Source organism: Streptomyces sp. NPDC058157, from assembly GCF_042884105.1.
Classification (GTDB): domain Bacteria; phylum Actinomycetota; class Actinomycetes; order Streptomycetales; family Streptomycetaceae; genus Streptomyces.
In genome coordinates, this window is sequence record NZ_JBHVUQ010000058.1 from 1 (window position 1) to 16083 (window position 16083).

General features: G+C 74.3%; 11 protein-coding genes and 1 pseudogene. 3 read left to right on the forward strand and 9 right to left on the reverse strand.

Annotated features, from left to right (window positions below):
* Window positions 1-1178 (reverse strand): adenosylhomocysteinase (gene ahcY, locus ACFVXK_RS17000; RefSeq protein WP_389612401.1); only part of this gene is annotated, 1178 nt, incomplete at its 3' end.
* A gap of 320 nt (window positions 1179-1498) precedes the next feature.
* Between ahcY and ACFVXK_RS17005 the strand changes: the two genes are divergently transcribed.
* Window positions 1499-3535 carry a fructose-specific PTS transporter subunit EIIC gene (locus ACFVXK_RS17005; protein ID WP_389612403.1) on the forward strand — a complete coding sequence of 679 codons (2037 nt, stop codon included), beginning with the start codon at window positions 1499-1501 and terminating at the stop codon, window positions 3533-3535.
* 176 nt (window positions 3536-3711) lie between these two features.
* Complete coding sequence (gene lepB, locus ACFVXK_RS17010) at window positions 3712-4422, forward strand: signal peptidase I (protein ID WP_389612405.1); 711 nt, start codon at window positions 3712-3714, stop codon at window positions 4420-4422.
* A gap of 41 nt (window positions 4423-4463) precedes the next feature.
* Here the strand turns inward: lepB and ACFVXK_RS17015 are convergent.
* The 6 genes and pseudogenes from ACFVXK_RS17015 to ACFVXK_RS17040 form a co-directional block, all read right to left on the reverse strand.
* A pseudogene (locus ACFVXK_RS17015) lies at window positions 4464-5463 on the reverse strand (cation diffusion facilitator family transporter).
* Window positions 5464-5538: 75 nt separating this feature from the next.
* On the reverse strand, window positions 5539-6711 hold the full coding sequence (gene manA, locus ACFVXK_RS17020; RefSeq protein ID WP_389612407.1) for a mannose-6-phosphate isomerase, class I: 1173 nt from the start codon (window positions 6709-6711) through the stop codon (window positions 5539-5541).
* 48 nt (window positions 6712-6759) lie between these two features.
* On the reverse strand, window positions 6760-7893 hold the full coding sequence (locus ACFVXK_RS17025; RefSeq protein ID WP_389612409.1) for an SIS domain-containing protein: 1134 nt from the start codon (window positions 7891-7893) through the stop codon (window positions 6760-6762).
* Window positions 7894-7964: 71 nt separating this feature from the next.
* Entirely contained in the window at window positions 7965-8150 is a 186-nt protein-coding gene (locus ACFVXK_RS17030; RefSeq protein WP_366450763.1) for a Trm112 family protein, read from the reverse strand.
* 245 nt (window positions 8151-8395) lie between these two features.
* Window positions 8396-9766, reverse strand: coding sequence for a phosphomannomutase/phosphoglucomutase (locus ACFVXK_RS17035; protein ID WP_389612411.1), 1371 nt, complete (start codon window positions 9764-9766; stop codon window positions 8396-8398).
* A 79-nt stretch (window positions 9767-9845) separates the two neighbouring features.
* A complete protein-coding gene (locus ACFVXK_RS17040; RefSeq protein WP_389612412.1) occupies window positions 9846-10220 on the reverse strand; it encodes a DUF3499 domain-containing protein in 375 nt (124 codons plus the stop codon).
* 217 nt (window positions 10221-10437) lie between these two features.
* On the opposite strand from ACFVXK_RS17040, the gene ACFVXK_RS17045 reads away from it, so the two are divergent.
* Window positions 10438-10914, forward strand: a complete 477-nt coding sequence (locus ACFVXK_RS17045; protein ID WP_388948278.1) for a metallopeptidase family protein — start codon at window positions 10438-10440, stop codon at window positions 10912-10914.
* Between the two features lie 27 nt (window positions 10915-10941).
* On the opposite strand, the gene ACFVXK_RS17050 is transcribed toward ACFVXK_RS17045, so the two are convergent.
* The gene (locus ACFVXK_RS17050) at window positions 10942-12429 is read right to left on the reverse strand and encodes a DUF5719 family protein (RefSeq protein ID WP_389612414.1); all 1488 of its coding nucleotides are present in this window, start codon (window positions 12427-12429) and stop codon (window positions 10942-10944) included.
* Window positions 12426-16073, reverse strand: coding sequence for a glycosyltransferase (locus ACFVXK_RS17055; protein WP_389612416.1), 3648 nt, complete (start codon window positions 16071-16073; stop codon window positions 12426-12428). Before ACFVXK_RS17055 ends, ACFVXK_RS17050 begins: the two co-directional genes overlap by 4 nt.
* Between the last annotated feature and the right edge of the window lie 10 nt (window positions 16074-16083).

Here is a 16083-nt window from a genome sequence, read left to right on the forward strand (position 1 = left end):
AGGTTCAGCAGACGGCCCTCGGACAGCACGATCAGGACCTTGCCGTCGGGGAACGTCCAGGTGTGGACCTGCGGCTTGACCTCGTCCTTGACGATCCCGTCGATCTTGGCCAGACCCGCCATGTCGATCTCGTTGTCGAAGTGGCCGATGTTGCCCACGATCGCCTGGTGCTTCATCTTGGCCATGTCCGCGGCCATGATGATGTCCTTGTTGCCCGTCGTCGTCACGAAGATGTCCGCGATCTCCACGACGTCGTCCAGCGTGGCCACCTGGTAACCGTCCATCGCCGCCTGCAGCGCGCAGATCGGGTCGATCTCCGTGACGATCACCCGCGCGCCCTGACCGCGCAGCGACTCCGCGCAGCCCTTGCCCACGTCGCCGTAACCGCAGACGACCGCGACCTTGCCGCCGATCAGCACGTCCGTGGCACGGTTGATGCCGTCGATCAGCGAGTGGCGGCAGCCGTACTTGTTGTCGAACTTCGACTTCGTCACCGCGTCGTTCACGTTGATCGCGGGGAACAGGAGGTCACCCGAGGCCATCATCTCGTAGAGACGGTGGACACCGGTCGTGGTCTCCTCCGTCACACCGCGGATCTCGGACGCGAGCTGGGTCCACTTCTGCGGGGTCTCGCCGAGGGTGCGGTTGAGGAGGGTCAGGATGTGGCCGTACTCCTCGGAGTCCGCCGTGGACGGGTCCGGGGCCGCGCCGGCCTTCTCGAACTCGACGCCCTTGTGGACGAGGAGGGTGGCGTCACCGCCGTCGTCGAGGATCATGTTCGGGCCGCCGGTGGGGGTGTTCGGCCAGGTCAGCGCCTGCTCCGTGCACCACCAGTACTCCTCCAGCGTCTCGCCCTTCCAGGCGAAGACCGGGACGCCCTGCGGGTTCTCCGGGGTGCCGTTCGGGCCGACGGCGATGGCGGCGGCCGCGTGGTCCTGGGTGGAGAAGATGTTGCAGGAGGCCCAGCGGACGTCGGCGCCGAGGGCGACGAGGGTCTCGATCAGGACGGCGGTCTGCACGGTCATGTGCAGGGAGCCGGTGATGCGGGCGCCGGCCAGCGGCTGCGCCTCGGCGTACTCCCGGCGGATCGACATCAGACCCGGCATCTCGTGCTCGGCCAGGGTGATCTCCTTGCGGCCGAAGGCGGCAAGGGAAAGGTCGGCGACCTTGAAGTCCATGGGTGCTGCTCCTCATGGGTGAGAGGTGGGTACGGCTGAGCCGCGCACGGGCGGGCCGGTGCGCCGAGCACAGTCCGTCGCGGGGCCCTCTCTCCCCTCGGCCGGTCTGGAGGACCGCCCGACTGCCATCAGCAGCGACGCCTGACACTGATGACGAATCTACACCGATCGGCGGAGCGGCCCCCAGCCCGCCGGAGGAGAAGTCAGGTCGCGTTTTCGGGCCGTCCGGCGGAGTGTTCGGGGCCTTTCGGACTTTTGATCCACTCCTCGTGTGGGGGAGGATGCCGTTGGATCGACCCCTGGCGCGAAGGAGATTCCACGTGAGTACTACGGCCGGCCCTCCCGGTGGCGGGGGCGCGGACGGCGCGAAGCGGCTGAAGCTGCTCGCCGTCACCGCGTGCCCCACGGGGATCGCCCACACCTACATGGCCGCGGAGAAGCTCCAGCAGGCCGCCGCCGAGCTCGGCGTGGACATGAAGGTGGAGACGCAGGGCTCCATCGGGGCGGAGAACGTGCTCTCTGACAACGATGTCAGAGAGGCGGACGGGATCATCATCGCCGCCGACAAGGAGGTCGACCGGGCGCGGTTCGCCGGCAAGCGGGTCCTGTCCACGGGCGTCGCGGACGGGATCCACCGCCCGAAGGAGCTGATCGAGCGGGTGGGGACGGCGCCGGTGCAGGAAGGCACGGCCGTGGCGGCCCGGGGCGGGGGCCGGGAGCGCAGCGCCGCCTACAAGGCGCTGATGAACGGCGTCTCCCACATGATCCCGTTCGTGGTCGTGGGCGGTCTGCTGCTCGCCGTCTCGATCGCGCTGGGCGGGCACACGACGCCCAAGGGCATCGAGTTCGACAAGGACTCGTTCTGGTTCTACGTCAACCAGCTGGGCGGCCTCGGCTTCAAGCTGATGCTGCCGATCTTCTCCGGCTACATCGCCCACGCGCTCGGCGACCGGCCCGCGCTGGTGCCGGGCATGATCGGCGGGTTCCTGGCCGCCGACGCCGTGAACGTCTACGGGGCGGACGCCAACGCGGGCTTCCTGGGCGCCATCGCCACCGGTTTCCTGGCCGGCTACCTGGTCGTGTGGATCAAGAAGGTCAAGGTCCCCCGGTTCGTCCAGCCGATCATGCCGATCATCGTGATCCCGATCGTGTCGACGCTGGCGCTCGGGCTGTTCTACATCTACGTCATCGGTCAGCCGATCTCCTGGCTGTTCACGCACCTGACCGACTGGCTGAACGGGATGACCGGCTCCAGCGCCGTCGTCCTCGGCGCCCTGATCGGTCTGATGATCGCCTTCGACATGGGCGGACCGGTCAACAAGACGGCCTTCCTGGTGGCCGTGGGCCTCATCGGCACCAACAACGCGGTCATGGGCATGGCCGCCGCCGCGATCCCGGTCATGCCGCTCGGCCAGGGCCTGGCGACGCTGCTGCGCCGCAGGATCTACACCGACCAGGAGCGGGAGGCCGGGATGGCGGCCCTGTTCATGGGCTTCTTCGGCATCTCGGAGGGGGCGATCCCCTTCGCCGCGGCGCGGCCGGCGCAGGTCATCCCGGCGAACATGCTGGGCGGCGCGGTGGCCGGTGCGGTGGCCGGTGTGGCGGGGGTCGGGAACTCGGTGCCGCACGGCGGTCCGGTGGTCTCGCTGTTCGGCGCGATCAGCGGTGTGGCGATGTTCTTCGTGGCGATCGCCGTCGGCACGGTGGTGACCGCGCTGACCACCAACGCGCTGATCGAGCTCAAGGGCCGCGGGGCCGGCCGGGCCGGGGCCCCGGCCGCCGGGGCGGTGCCCGAGCCGGTGCTCGCCGGGGTGGGGGCCGGTGCGGGTGGTACGGCCGTGGCATCCGCCGCCGCACCGGCCGCCGCAGCGGCCGCCCAGGCGGCGCCCGCCGGGCAGGCGGAGGTGCTGTCCGGCTATCTGACGGAGCGGACCGTCAGGACGGAGCTGGCGGCCGGCACCAAGGAGGAGGCCATCCGGGAGATGGCCGAGATGCTCGCCGCCACCGGCAACGTCCGCGACGTGGCGGAGCTGGTGCGGGTCGCGCTCGCCCGGGAGGCGCAGGGCACGACCGGGCTCGGCGAGTCGATCGCCATACCGCACGCCAAGACGGACGCGGTCTCCCGTCCCACGGTGGGCTTCGCCCGGTCGGGCGAGGGCATCGAGTGGGGTGCGCTGGACGGTACGAAGGCCCGTCTGGTCTTCATGATCGCGGTGCCGGAGGCGGCGGCCGGTGACGAGCACCTGAGGATCCTGGCCCTGCTGTCGCGCAAGCTGATGGACGGCGGTTTCCGGGACCGGCTGGGGTCGGCGCCCGACGGGCCGGCCGTCCTGGAGCTGCTGCGCGAGATCCGGTAGCCGCCCTCCCCGCCGCGTTCCGTCCGCCGGGCCCCGTACCTCCGTGGTGCGGGGCCCGGCGGCCTGCGGGCAGTGTCCGAATCGGTATGTACGGACTTGGTGCACCGGGCCCCCGGCGGCGTTCGGCGCGTCGCCGTCGACCTACGATGCAGGGCAGGTACATCGGAAGGGACGAAATGACACACAGGCCAGGACGCAGGCGCGGGATCGCGGCGATCGTCCTGCTGGTGCTCGGAACGGTCATCCTGGGAGGGGTGACGGTGGCGAAGGCCGTGAACCCTCCGGCGCGCTACTCGGAGGGCAGGGCGGCCGGCTGGCAGATGGCCCCGACCTACACCGACGGGGAGAGCATCTACCTGGAGCCGGTGGACCCGGGGACGCTGCGCCGGGGGGACGTCGTCCTCGCCTCCGTTCCGTGGTCCCTGCAGAAGACGCAGATGAACCGGGTCATCGCGGTGGGCGGGGACCGGGTCCGGTACCGGCCGAGCAGCAAGACCAGCGGCCAGTACCGGCTGGTGCTCAACGGTGACCCCCTGGACGAGCCGTACCTGGAGCAGTGGAAGAACCCTTCGGCGGTGGCCTTCGACGTGAAGGTGCCCGAGGGGTCGGTGTTCCTGATGGCCGACAACCGGATGAACTCGGACGGCTCGCAGTACGCGAACAACGGGCCGGTCCCGGCGGAGAACGTCTCCGCCAAGGTCGTGATGTACCCGATGGCGAAGCTGGCCGTGTGGGGGCAGGCGGCCGGCGGGCTGGTGCTGGTGGCCGGCGCGGTGCTGGCGTTCGTGTCCCTGCGGGCGCGCAGGCGGGCCGCCTCCGCCGCCGTCGCCGCGGAGGCGCCGGTGTCCGAGCCGGTCGCGGCGGCGGCAGCCGACGCCCGGTCCTAGCGTTCCCTTCCCCCTTCCCGGCAGGCGAAGGCCCCCGCGGCTCAGGTGAGCCGCGGGGGCCTTCGTGCGTCCGGTGCGAGCGGACCGGCGGGTTCGCCGGGCGGGTCAGCGGCCGTCGGCCTTGGCGGCCTCGGGGTTGTAGATGTCCGGCTCCAGGTAGATCACGCGGGCGATCGGGACGGACGCGCGGATGCGGGCCTCGGCGGCGTTGATGGCGTTGGCCACCTCGGTCGCGGTGTCGTCGTGCTGGACGGCGATCTTGGCGGCGACCAGGAGCTCCTCGGGGCCGAGGTGCAGGGTGCGCATGTGGATGACGCCGGTGACGGTGTCCCCGTCGACGAGCGCGGCCTTGATCTTCTCGACCTCGGCGGTGCCGGCGGACTCGCCCAGCAGCAGGGACTTGGTCTCCAGGGCGAGGATGACGGCGATGGCGATCAGCAGGGTGCCGATGCAGAGGGTGCCGACGCCGTCCCACACGCCGTCGCCGGTGATCAGGGCGAGGCCGACGCCGAGCAGGGCGAGGACGAGGCCGACGAGGGCGCCGAGGTCCTCCAGCAGGACCACGGGCAGCTCGGGGGCCTTGGCGCTCTTGATGAACTGGCCCCAGGACTGGCTGCCGCGGGTCTCGTTGGACTCCTTGATCGCCGTGCGGAAGGAGAAGCCCTCCGCGACGACCGCGAAGACGAGGACGCCGACGGGCCAGTACCAGGACTCGATGGGGTGCGGGTCGTGGATCTTCTCGTAGCCCTCGTAGATGGCGAACATGCCACCGACGGTGAACAGGACGATGGAGACGAGGAAGGCGTAGATGTAGCGCTCGCGCCCGTACCCGAAGGGGTGCTGCGGAGTGGCCTCGCGCTGGGCCTTCTTGCCGCCGAGGAGGAGCAGGCCCTGGTTGCCGGAGTCGGCGACCGAGTGGACGCTCTCCGCGAGCATCGACGAGGAGCCGCTGAAGAGGAATGCCACGAACTTGGCCACAGCGATGGCCAGGTTGGCGGCGAGTGCCGCCACGATCGCCTTGGTGCCGCCCGACGCGCTCATGGGTGCTGGATGTCCTTTCCTGGCCACTGGCTACGGCCGCACATTGTTGCAGCTGCCCGTGCGGCCGACGTCACGTCAGAGGACCACGGTGGCACGGAAAACCGTGCCGGTTCCGGACAGTTCGACCTTTTCGCCCGCGGGGACGAATACCGACTCGCCGGGTACGAGGGCCAGTTCGCCGGCCCGCGCCGAACGCGCCGTGCACTGCCCGGCGGTGCACAGCAGGATCTGCGGGGTCGTGTCCGGGAGGGTGCGGGGCGCGCCGCCGGGGGCCAGGGCGAAGCGGGAGAGGCGGAACTCGTCGACGGGGGTCTCGTAGACCTCCTCGCCGTCGCCCTCCGGGCGCAGGATGCCGGGGGCGTTGGGCTCGAAGACGACCACCTTCAGCAGCTCGGGGACGTCGACGTGCTTGGGGGTGAGCCCGCAGCGCAGCACGTTGTCCGAGTTGGCCATGAGTTCGACGCCGAGGCCGTCGAGGTAGGCGTGCGGGATGCCGGCGCCGAGGAACATGGCCTCGCCGGGCTGGAGCCGGACGTGGTGCAGGAGCAGGGCCGCGATCACTCCCGGGTCGCCCGGGTAGTCGTGGACGAGGCCCGCGTACGGGGCGTACGGGCCGCCCAGGCGCGCGGCGGCGGCCGCGGTCTCGGCGACGGTGCGGGCCATCTCCGCCCGGTCGGCGGTGAGGACGGCGGTGAGGACCTCGCGCAGGGCCGCGTCCTCGGGGTGGGCGCGCAGCAGGTCGACGTACGGCTTCAGGGAGTCGACGCCGAGGCCTTCGAGGAGGTCGGCGGCCTCGGTGGGCGGGCGGAAGCCGCACAGGCCGTCGAAGGGGGTGAGGGCGCAGATCAGTTCGGGCTTGTGGTTGGCGTCCTTGTAGTTGCGGTGGCCCGCGTCGATCGGGACCCCGCGGCGCTCCTCGTCCGCGAAGCCGGCCTTCGCCTGGGCGAGGTCGGGGTGCACCTGGAGGGAGAGGGGGGCGCCGGCCGCGAGGACCTTGAGGAGGAACGGCAGGGCGGGGCCGAACCTGGCGACGGCCGCGGCCCCGAGCTCGCCCTCGGGGTCGGCGGCGACGACGGCCGACAGGGTGGTCTCGCCGGCTCCGCGGTCGAGGCGGGAGGGGGCGCCGGGGTGGGCGCCCATCCACATCTCGGCCTGGGGTTCACCGGTGGGCTCGACCCCGAGGAGGGCCGGGATCGCGGTGGTGGAACCCCACGCGTAGGGGCGGATCGTGTTCGTCAGGCGGTCCATCGTCGTCTTCCTGGATCTTCTGGTGCGGTGCGGGCACGGGTGGGTGCCTCAGCTGTGGCCCCGGCCCGCCAGCGCCAGGTAGGCGGTGGCGAAGTCCGTGACGGCGAGGAGTTCGGCGAGCTGTTCCAGCTCCCCGCCCTCCTCCGGTTCGAGCTCGCTGACGGCCGTGTCGTGGCTGAGGGCGAGCTCGCGCGCGGCCGGTGCGGCGGTGAGTCCGCCGGTGGGCCGGTCGCGCAGCAGTACGACGCGGGCGCGCAGGGCCTGGGGCTCCTCGACGCGGTCGCGGAAGAAGTCGTCGGGGTCGGCCCCGGCGGCGAAGGCCCCGGAGAGCAGGACCCCGTGCGCGGGCAGGGCCTCGGGGAGGTCGGCGGCGAGCGCGGGGCGGCCGGCGAGTTCGGCGAGGGTGGCGGCGAAGCGGCGGCCGGCCGGTCCGGCGCCGGCGCCCTCGCTCCAGATGAGGGGGAGCGAGTCGGCGAGCTCGGCGGCGAGGGTCTTGGCCGGGTTGGAGTACGTGGCGATGGCCGGGCCGCAGCGTTCGGCGGTGCGGTCGAGGCGGTCGGCGACGCGCTGGAGGGTGTCCGGGGCGGCCGCGATCAGCCCGACCTTGTCGAGGAGCACGAGCAGCGGGGTGAGCAGGGCCCACAGGGCGCCGGGTCCGGCGGCGGCCGACTCGTCGTACTCCTGGTACGGGGCCTTGGCCATCGGAACGAGGAGCCCGTGCGCGCCGTCGACGGTCTCGCCGAGCGGGGAGCGCTCGGGGGCGACGGCGACGACGGTGCAGCCGCGCCGGTAGGCCTGTTCGGCGAGGACGCCGAGGCCGGGCTCCGTGCCGTCGGTGGTGGCGATGAGCAGCAGGTCCACGGGGCCGGCCCAGCCGGGCAGGGTCCAGCGCAGCGCCCCGGCGGCGTGCGCGACGCCGGTGGGGTGCAGGCGGGTGACCGGGGCGGAGGCTCCGGCGAGGGCGCCGAGGAGGTCGGCGACGCCGGTGGCGGCGGTGCCGGGGCCGGCGATGAGCACCGCCCGGGGGCGGCCGTCGGGGCGCAGGTCCGCGAGGCCGGCCTCGGTGGCGTGCCGGGCCGCGGTGCGCACCCTGGCCCCGGCCTCGGCGGCGCCGCGGAGCAGGCCGCGGCGGTCGGCACGGGCGAGATCGTCCGGTGCGTCGAGGAGTGACTCGTCGAGCATGGGGGCCTCCGGCGGGGTTGACGGATCCAGGCTGGTCGAGCGGGGTCGGCGGCGGGGCCGGCCGGGCGGGGTCAGGCGGGGCGGCGGGCCTCGTCGACGAGGAGGACCGGGATGCCGTCACGGACCGGGTACGCGAGGCCGCAGTCCTGGCCGGTGCAGATCAGCTCGGGGGTGGTCTCGTCCGCCGAGTTGTCCTGGAAGGGGGCGTGGCAGGCGGGGCAGGCGAGGATCTCGAGCAGGCCGGCTTCGAGCGGCATGGGGCGGTGTCCCTTCGGGGGTGCGGATCGCTTGTCGCGGGTTGGGCGTGGTCAGCGTACCGCCGAGTCACTGGGCGTGCGGCTCGGCGGGTGCGGGGGGCCGCCCGACCGGTGTCGGTGCCGCCCGGGAAGCCGGTGCGGCGCCGTTCCGGGGGCTCTGCCCCCGCGCCCCCGCGCCTCAAACGCCGGCGGGGCTGGATTTTGCCGCCCGGGCTGCATGTGCCCGGGCGGCGTACCGGCGGAGCTTACGCGCGGACCAGCGCCAGGACCTCGTCGCGGATCTTGGCGAGGGTGGCCTCGTCGCGGGCCTCGACGTTGAGGCGCAGGAGCGGCTCGGTGTTCGAGGGGCGGAGGTTGAACCACCAGTCGGCGGCGGAGACCGTGAGGCCGTCCAGGTCGTCGAAGGTGACGCCGTCCCGGCCGGTGTAGGCGGCCTTGACCTCGGCGGTGCGGGCGGCCTGGTCGGCGACGGTGGAGTTGATCTCGCCGGAGCCGACGTAGCGGTCGTAGGAGGAGACCAGCTCGGAGAGCGGGCCCTCCTGGCCGCCGAGCGCGGCGAGGACGTGGAGCGCGGCGAGCATGCCGGTGTCCGCGTTCCAGAAGTCCTTGAAGTAGTAGTGCGCGGAGTGCTCGCCGCCGAAGATCGCGCCGGAGGCGGCCATCTCGGCCTTGATGAAGGAGTGGCCGACGCGGGTGCGGACGGAAGTGCCGCCGTTCTCGCGGACGACCTCCGGGACCGACCAGGAGGTGATCAGGTTGTGGATGATCGTGCCGGTGCCGCCGTTGCGGGCGAGCTCGCGGTCCGCGACCAGGGCGGTGATGGCGGACGGGGAGACGCCCTCGCCGCGCTCGTCGACGACGAAGCAGCGGTCGGCGTCGCCGTCGAAGGCGAGGCCGAGGTCGGCGCCCTCGGCCTTCACGCGGGCCTGGAGGTCGACGATGTTCTTCGGGTCGAGGGGGTTGGCCTCGTGGTTCGGGAAGGTGCCGTCCAGCTCGAAGTACATCGGGACGAGGTCCAGCGGCAGGCCTTCGAAGACGGTGGGGACGGTGTGGCCGCCCATGCCGTTGCCCGCGTCGACGACGACCTTCAGCGGGCGGATCGCGCCGAGGTCCACGAGGGACTTCAGGTGCTCGGCGTAGCCGGCGAGGGTGTCCTGCTCGGTGATCGTGCCGGGGACGGTGCCCGCGGGGATCTCGGGGGCGCCCTCGTCGGTCCACTTCTCGGCGAGCTCGCGGATGGTGGCGAGGCCGGTGTCCTGGCCGACCGGGGCGGCGCCGGCGCGGCAGAGCTTGATGCCGTTGTACTGGGCCGGGTTGTGGGAGGCCGTGAACATCGCGCCGGGCAGGTCCAGCTTGCCGGAGGCGTAGTACAGCTGGTCGGTGGAGCAGAGCCCGATGAGGGTGACGTCGACGCCGCGGGCGGCCGCGCCGCGGGCGAAGGCGGCCGACAGGGCGGGCGAGGAGGGCCGCATGTCGTGGCCGACGACGATCGCGCTCGCACCGGTGACCTGGACGAACGCCGCACCGAACAGTTCGGCCAGCGGCTCGTCCCACTCGTCCGGTACGACGCCGCGTACGTCGTAGGCCTTGACGATGTTCGAAAGATCTGCGGCCACTGCCTGCCCTCCTGAGGAATTCCGTGCGGTGGGGCAAACCTACCTTGTACGGACAGTGGCTTTTCAGACGATCCGAGTGTCAGGAGTCGGGCGAACGCAGGACGCGCAGGTGTCCGCGACGCGTCTCGCCCGATGTCGGCGCGCTCCCCGCGGAGCCTCCGGCCTCGGCGGCGCGCTCGGGCGGACGGGCCGCCTCACGGACGGCATTGGCCAAGGCTTCGAGGTCGTCGCCGGTGCGCGCGGACGGGCCGGAGCCGTCCGACAGGCGGACGACCTCCCAGCCGCGCGGGGCGGTCAGGCGCTCGGAGTGCTCGGCGCACAGGTCATAGCAGTGGGGTTCGGCGTAGGTGGCGAGCGGGCCGAGAACTGCGGTCGAGTCGGCGTAGACGTACGTCAGTGTGGCGACGGCAGGGCGGCCGCACGCGGTGCGCGAACAGCGACGTACAAGGCTCACGACGTTGGACGGTACCGCACTCTTGACCGGGCCGCGACGACTCGCCCCCCGGCCACTCCCCCGTGTCGTCTCCGGCGGGCGGTGACGAACAGGGGCAGCGAGTCCGTAATGGTGCGTGATCCCGGCCGGATCGTCCGGGGTGCGACACCGGCGCGACACCAGGTCGTGACCGGATCGAGGCCGTGGGGCGGTGCCGCACGGGAGCTACCCTGCCGGGGTGACGGACAGTTCGCTTCCTCCCCGCCCCGCATCCGACGCGCAGGCCCCCCAGGAGCCCCGGCCCCGGCGGCGCGACCGCCACGGCCGCGGGATGCGCGGGCCGCTGGCCCCGCCCCAGGTGCCGCTGTCGGCGAGCCGGGCGGAGCTGTTCGGCGACCTCGTGCGGGATTCCGTGGAACGGCTGGAGCGGCGCTGGCCGCAGCTGGACGAGGTGGAGTTCGTGATCGCGGACGTACCGGGGCCGCCGGGCGGACCGGACGGCGGCTGGAACGACGAGGCGGTGCCGCTGGGCGGGCTGGTGGAGGCCCGCGACGGGCGGCCGGCCCGGATCGTGGTGTTCCGGCGGCCGGTGGAGATCCGGGCGAAGACGCGCGACGAGCGGGCGCTGCTGGTGCACGAGATCGTCGTGGAGCAGGTGGCGGAGCTGCTGGGGCTCTCGCCGGAGACGGTCGACCCCCGGTACGGGCAGGACTGAGCCCGCCGCACCGGGGCGGTCACGGCGTCAGCGGACCAGGATCGACGGGTCCTCGACGGCGCGGGGGACGGAGACCCGGGAGCGGTCGTCCGCGAAGGTCTGCACGGTGAACATCGGGATCCCGTCCGTCGGCAGGGCCAGCGTGCGGGCCGCGTGGACGGGCCCGCCGGAGAGGGTCTCGACGGTCAGCGCGTACGGGCCCTTGCCGCCCGCCGGGGCCGGCGGCGGGGTCACCGCGCGGGTGGTGCCCGCCTTGAGGGTGAGTTCCTGGACGGCCGGGGTGCCGCCCTCGGTACCCGGGGAGGCGGTGACGCGGACCTTGGCGTCGGCGCCGGAGGCGGTGAGCGTCAGGGTGGTGGCCTTGTCGTCGAGGCGGTTGTCGGCGACGGTGGCCCGCTCGCCGGCCGGCGGGCTCGCCGGGATGAAGGCCACCTCCTGCTTGGCGCCGGTGCCGCGGACCACCCGCAGCGCGGCCACCACCGGGACGGGCTTCTTCGGGTCGGCGGGGGCCAGGAACAGGGAGCCGGCCTCGCCGCGGGTGAGGTCGCCCAGGTCCAGGGAGGCCGTCATACCGGCCTTGACGTGCAGCTGCTCCTTGCCGGCCGGGCTGATGGAGCCGCTCGGGCCGGACAGCTTCAGCGACAGGTCTGCGTCGTCCTCGCCCGGTGCGAACGCCACCAGCCGCACCGAGGTGGCGTCGGCGGGGATACCGGGCAGGACCAGGGAGGGCGCCGGGCCGTCCGAGGCGGGCAGCCAGTCGGAGCCGACCCCGTCCTCGGCGATCTGCGTGGAGGCCCCGACCCGGCCGGAACGGGTCGTCACGTGCGCGGTGACGTCCGGGAGCTGGGCGTCGGCGGCGAGGGTGGCCAGCCACACCTTGGTGGTGGAGTGCGGCTTCACCTCGGTGACCAGGTCGGGGGTGCCCGGCTTGGGCTTGAGCAGGCCGTCGGGGCCGTACAGCTTGATGTCCACCTCGGCGACGGTGTCGTCGGGGTTGGTGAGGTGCACGTAGTCCTGGCGGCCCTTGGCGGTGCTGACGCCGGGGAACCAGAAGTCGGTGCCGGGCGCGGTGCAGGCCAGCCCGAGCAGGCCGCGTGCCTGGCCGACCGCGACCTTGGTGGTCTGCTGGGCGGTCCAGCCGGGGGCGAGGGCGCCCTGGGCGGTGCCCGTCAGCGCGGGCGCCTCCGCGCCGGAGACGGTGGCGGCGACCGGCTTGCCGGGCTCCTTGGGCTCCAGGACCGCCTTGCCCTCCGTGGTGGCCAGCCGGGCCGCGCCCTTGCCTGCGGCCGGGCCCGGGGTGGCCGGGCTCAGGGAGGTGTAGGTGGTGTCGGCGATGTCCGAGGAACTGGGGGCCGGGCAGACGAGCACGGACCGCTCCACCGGCATCCGGGCGGCGGCCGCGCCGCGGGCACCGGCGGCCGGGGCCGCGGCGGGGGCGGTGAGGAAGGCCAGGCCGCAGGAGGCGGCGAGAGCCGCCGTCACGGCCGCGAGCGTCAGGGGGGCGCGCTGCTTCACGGCTGGGGGCTCCCGTCCGGACGCGGGTGGTGCTGTCCGTAGGTGTCGTACTGCTGGGGCTCGTACTCGTACGGGTGGGGCTGCTGCTGGTGCGGGAAGACGGGCTGCTGCCCGGGCTGGGCGTAGGTGCCGCCGTAGTCCGGGTACTGCGGGTACTGCTGCGGCTGCTGCTGGTAGGGGGCCGGGCCGTTCTCCGGGTGGTCGTGGCCGGGGCCGTACCCCGGTTCGTACCCGGCTTCGTACGGCGTCTCGTACGCGGGTTCGTAGGCGTAGGGCTCCTGGTACGCGTACGACTCCTCCCCGTACACCTGCTGCGCGGGGATCTGCGCGTACGGGTCGGCCACCGCCTGCGCCGCGGCCGGCTCGGTCCCGTCGGCGGACGTGCCCCGGCGGCGGGCGCGGCGGCCCTGGCCGCTGTCGCCGTCCGCCGTGCCGGAGCCGGCGGCGGGCTCCTCGGGCAGGTCGTCGTCGAGGCGGGCGCGCCGGCCGGGCAGGGCCATCACCAGCAGCACCAGGGCGAGCAGGCCCTGCGCCCAGTGCCAGGCGTCGCGGGCGGCGGAGTCCTGGTGGACCAGGTCGAGGCGGCCGCCGCCCGGCGGCAGCTCGAAGCCCTGCGCCCAGCCGTCGAGGGTGACGGGGGTGAGGGGCTTGCCGTCGAGGGTGGCCTTCCAGCCCGGGTCGGCGCGGTCGGCGAGGCGCAGGGTGCGGCCCGCCTCGCCGGCCGGGAGCTTCGCGTGGGCCTCGACGGGGCCGGCGTCGACGGCGACGGGGGCCTGGCCCCGCCTGGCGGGGACGATCGCGACGCGGGCGGGGAGCCGCTGGACCTCCCAGACGGCGGTGCCGTCGTCCTGGTGGTGCTGCTTGAGGCCGGGGGTGCCGTCGAGGACCTGCCGCAGGGCGGTGGGACCGCCGGGCGGCATCATCACGTAGCGCACGGCGAAGGCGCCGAGCTGTTCGGACTGGTCGGCGCCGGAGCCGGAGACCAGGCTGGAGACCGCCTGGGCGAGGCGCGGCTGGGCGCCGGCCTCCGCGAGGACCTCGGCGTCGCCGAGGCCGACGCCGCCTCCGCGGACCAGGGTGTAGGAGACGGTGGCGGGCGAGTCGCCGCCGAGGACGAGGGTGCGGGTGCGGTTGCTGTCGTCGGACTGGGCGGCGACGAACGCGGGGACCTGTACGGGGTCGTGGCGGCGCAGCGGTCCGTCGGCGCCGGCGACCGTCCAGACGGCCGCCGCGAGCAGCGGGCCGGCGGCCGCGGCGACGGCGATGAGGGCGGCCAGCGGCTGGCGCCAGCCGAAGCTGCGGGCGGCGACCCGCTCCTTGGCGCCGTCGGCGCCGAGCACGGCGGCGGCGATCAGCCCGAGCCCGTACAGCAGGCCGGCGGGGCCGGCCCAGGCGGTGCGGTTCAGCAGCACGGCGAGGAGCAGCCCGGCGAGGGCGGCGGTCCACGCGGTGGCGATGGCCGGGCGGCGGTCGGCGCGCAGCAGGGCGGCGAGGGCGGCGAGCAGGGTGCCGGCGAGGAGGAGCCCGCTGCCGGTGCCGGGGCCGCCGGGGTCGGCGGTGAGCAGGCCGAGGGGGGTGGCGGAGCCGCTGCCGTAGGGGAGTCCGGCCTCGTGCAGGAGGCGGCCGGGGTGGGTGAACAGGCTCAGGGACCAGGGCGCGAGCACGAGGACGGGGACGGCGAGGGCGGCGAGCAGCCGGGGGGCGTACGTCTTCCAGCGGGCGCGCCGCACCAGGAGCGCGACGGCGCCGAGGGCGGCGGCGAGCGGCCAGACGACCGGGGTGAAGGCGGTGGCCAGGCTCAGCAGCAGGGTGTACGTCCACGTCGCGCGCCAGGTGCCGGGGGTGTCGCGGTCGGCGAGGCCGGAGGCGGCGACGGCGGAGCGGGCGAGGAGGGGCAGCAGGACCGCGAGGACGGCCGTGCCCAGGCGGCCGCCGGCGAGGGCTCCGGTGACGGCGGGCAGGAAGGCGTAGGCGACGGCGGCCCAGGCGCGCAGCAGCCGGGACTCGACCAGGGGGCGGGAGGCGAAGTAGGCGGTGAGGCCGGCGAGCGGGACCGAGCAGACGAGCAGGAGGGTCAGCGCGGCCTTGGTGGAGCCGAACAGCAGGGCGGAGACGGCGGCCAGGACGGCGAGGTAGGGGGGCGCCCCGGCGGTGGTGCCGGTGCCGGCGGGCTGCCAGTCGGTGGTGTAGCGGTGCCACAGGTCGAGGGCGCTCGCGGGGGCGGGGAGCAGGGCGCCGCCCATGAGGCTGCCGCCGCCGATCAGGGCGCGGCAGGCGGCGAGGGAGACCAGCAGGAGCAGGGCGAAGAGGACGGGGGCGGGCTTGCGGGCGATGCGCCCCAGCCGGGAGGACCGTTCGATCTCCAGGTAGTCGGCGTCGTCGCCGCCGGGTCCGGATTCGACGGCTCCGCCGTGCCGGCCGGTGGGGGCGGTCTCGGCGCCCTGGCCGGAGCCGAGGTAGGCGGCGAGCTGTTCGGCGCTCGCGCGGAGGGTGGCGCCGGGCGGGGGGAAGAGGGGGCGCAGTTCGGCGGCGGGGACGGCGGGGCGGCTGCGGGCCTTGCGGGCGGCGAGGAGGCGGCCGGGGCGCAGCAGGGTGGCGAGCAGGCCGGTGAACTCGGCGGCGGCCTGGCCGGGGGCCTTGCCGACGAGGTAGCCGAGGGTGCGCAGGAGGGTGCCGAGGACCAGGCGCAGGAGGACGTAGGGCAGGGCGCGGCCGGGGGTGTTGGCCAGCAGGGTGTGGACGGCGCCGGCCTTGTCGACGCGGTGGGGGTCGACGGAGGAGCGGCCGGCGCAGTCGACGGTGCGGCGTTCGCGGGAGGCGGCTTCGGCGTGGCGCAGGACGGCGTCGGGGGCGACGAGGACGGTGTGGCCGGCGCTGTGGGCGCGCCAGCAGAGGTCGACGTCGTCGCGCATGAGGGGCAGGCGGCGGTCGAAGCCGCCGAGGGCGTCGTAGACGTCGCGGCGCACGAGCATGCCGGCGGTGGAGACGGCGAGGACGGGGCGGACCTGGTCGTGCTGGCCCTGGTCCTGTTCGCGGCGGTCGAGGCCGGTCCAGCGGCGGCCGCCGCGGGCGATGGTGACGCCGGCTTCGAGGAGCTGCTTGGTGTCGTACCAGCCGCGGAGCTTGGGGCCGATGACGGCGGCTTCGGGGTTGCCGTCGGCGACGCGCAGGAGTTCGGTGAGGGCGTCGGGTTCGGGGGCGCTGTCGTCGTGGAGGAGCCAGAGCCACTGGACGGGTTCGCCGTGGGGGAGGTCGGGGAGGTCGTAGGTGTCGTCGCGCCAGGTGCGGCTGACGGGGTCCCAGCCGCTGGGGCGCTTGAGGTAGGGGAGGTCGTCGGGGGTGAGGGTGCCGGCGGTGCGGGCGGCCTCGTCGACGGCGGCGCCGAATCCGGTGCGGCGGGCGAGGTGCAGGACGTGCTCGTCGCCGAGGGCCTCGGCGAGGAGTCGGGCGGAGGCGTCGGAGCTGCCGGTGTCGGCGGCGACGTGGGCCTGCGCGGGGCGCTCCTGGGCGAGGAGTCCGGCGAGGGTCTGGGGCAGCCAGCGGGCTCCGTCGTGGGCGACGAGGACTGCGGTGACGACGTGCCGGGGGAACTCGGGGGTGGCGGCCGCCTGGTGGGAGACCGGCGAGTTGCTGTGCGGGGACATCGCGGTACGG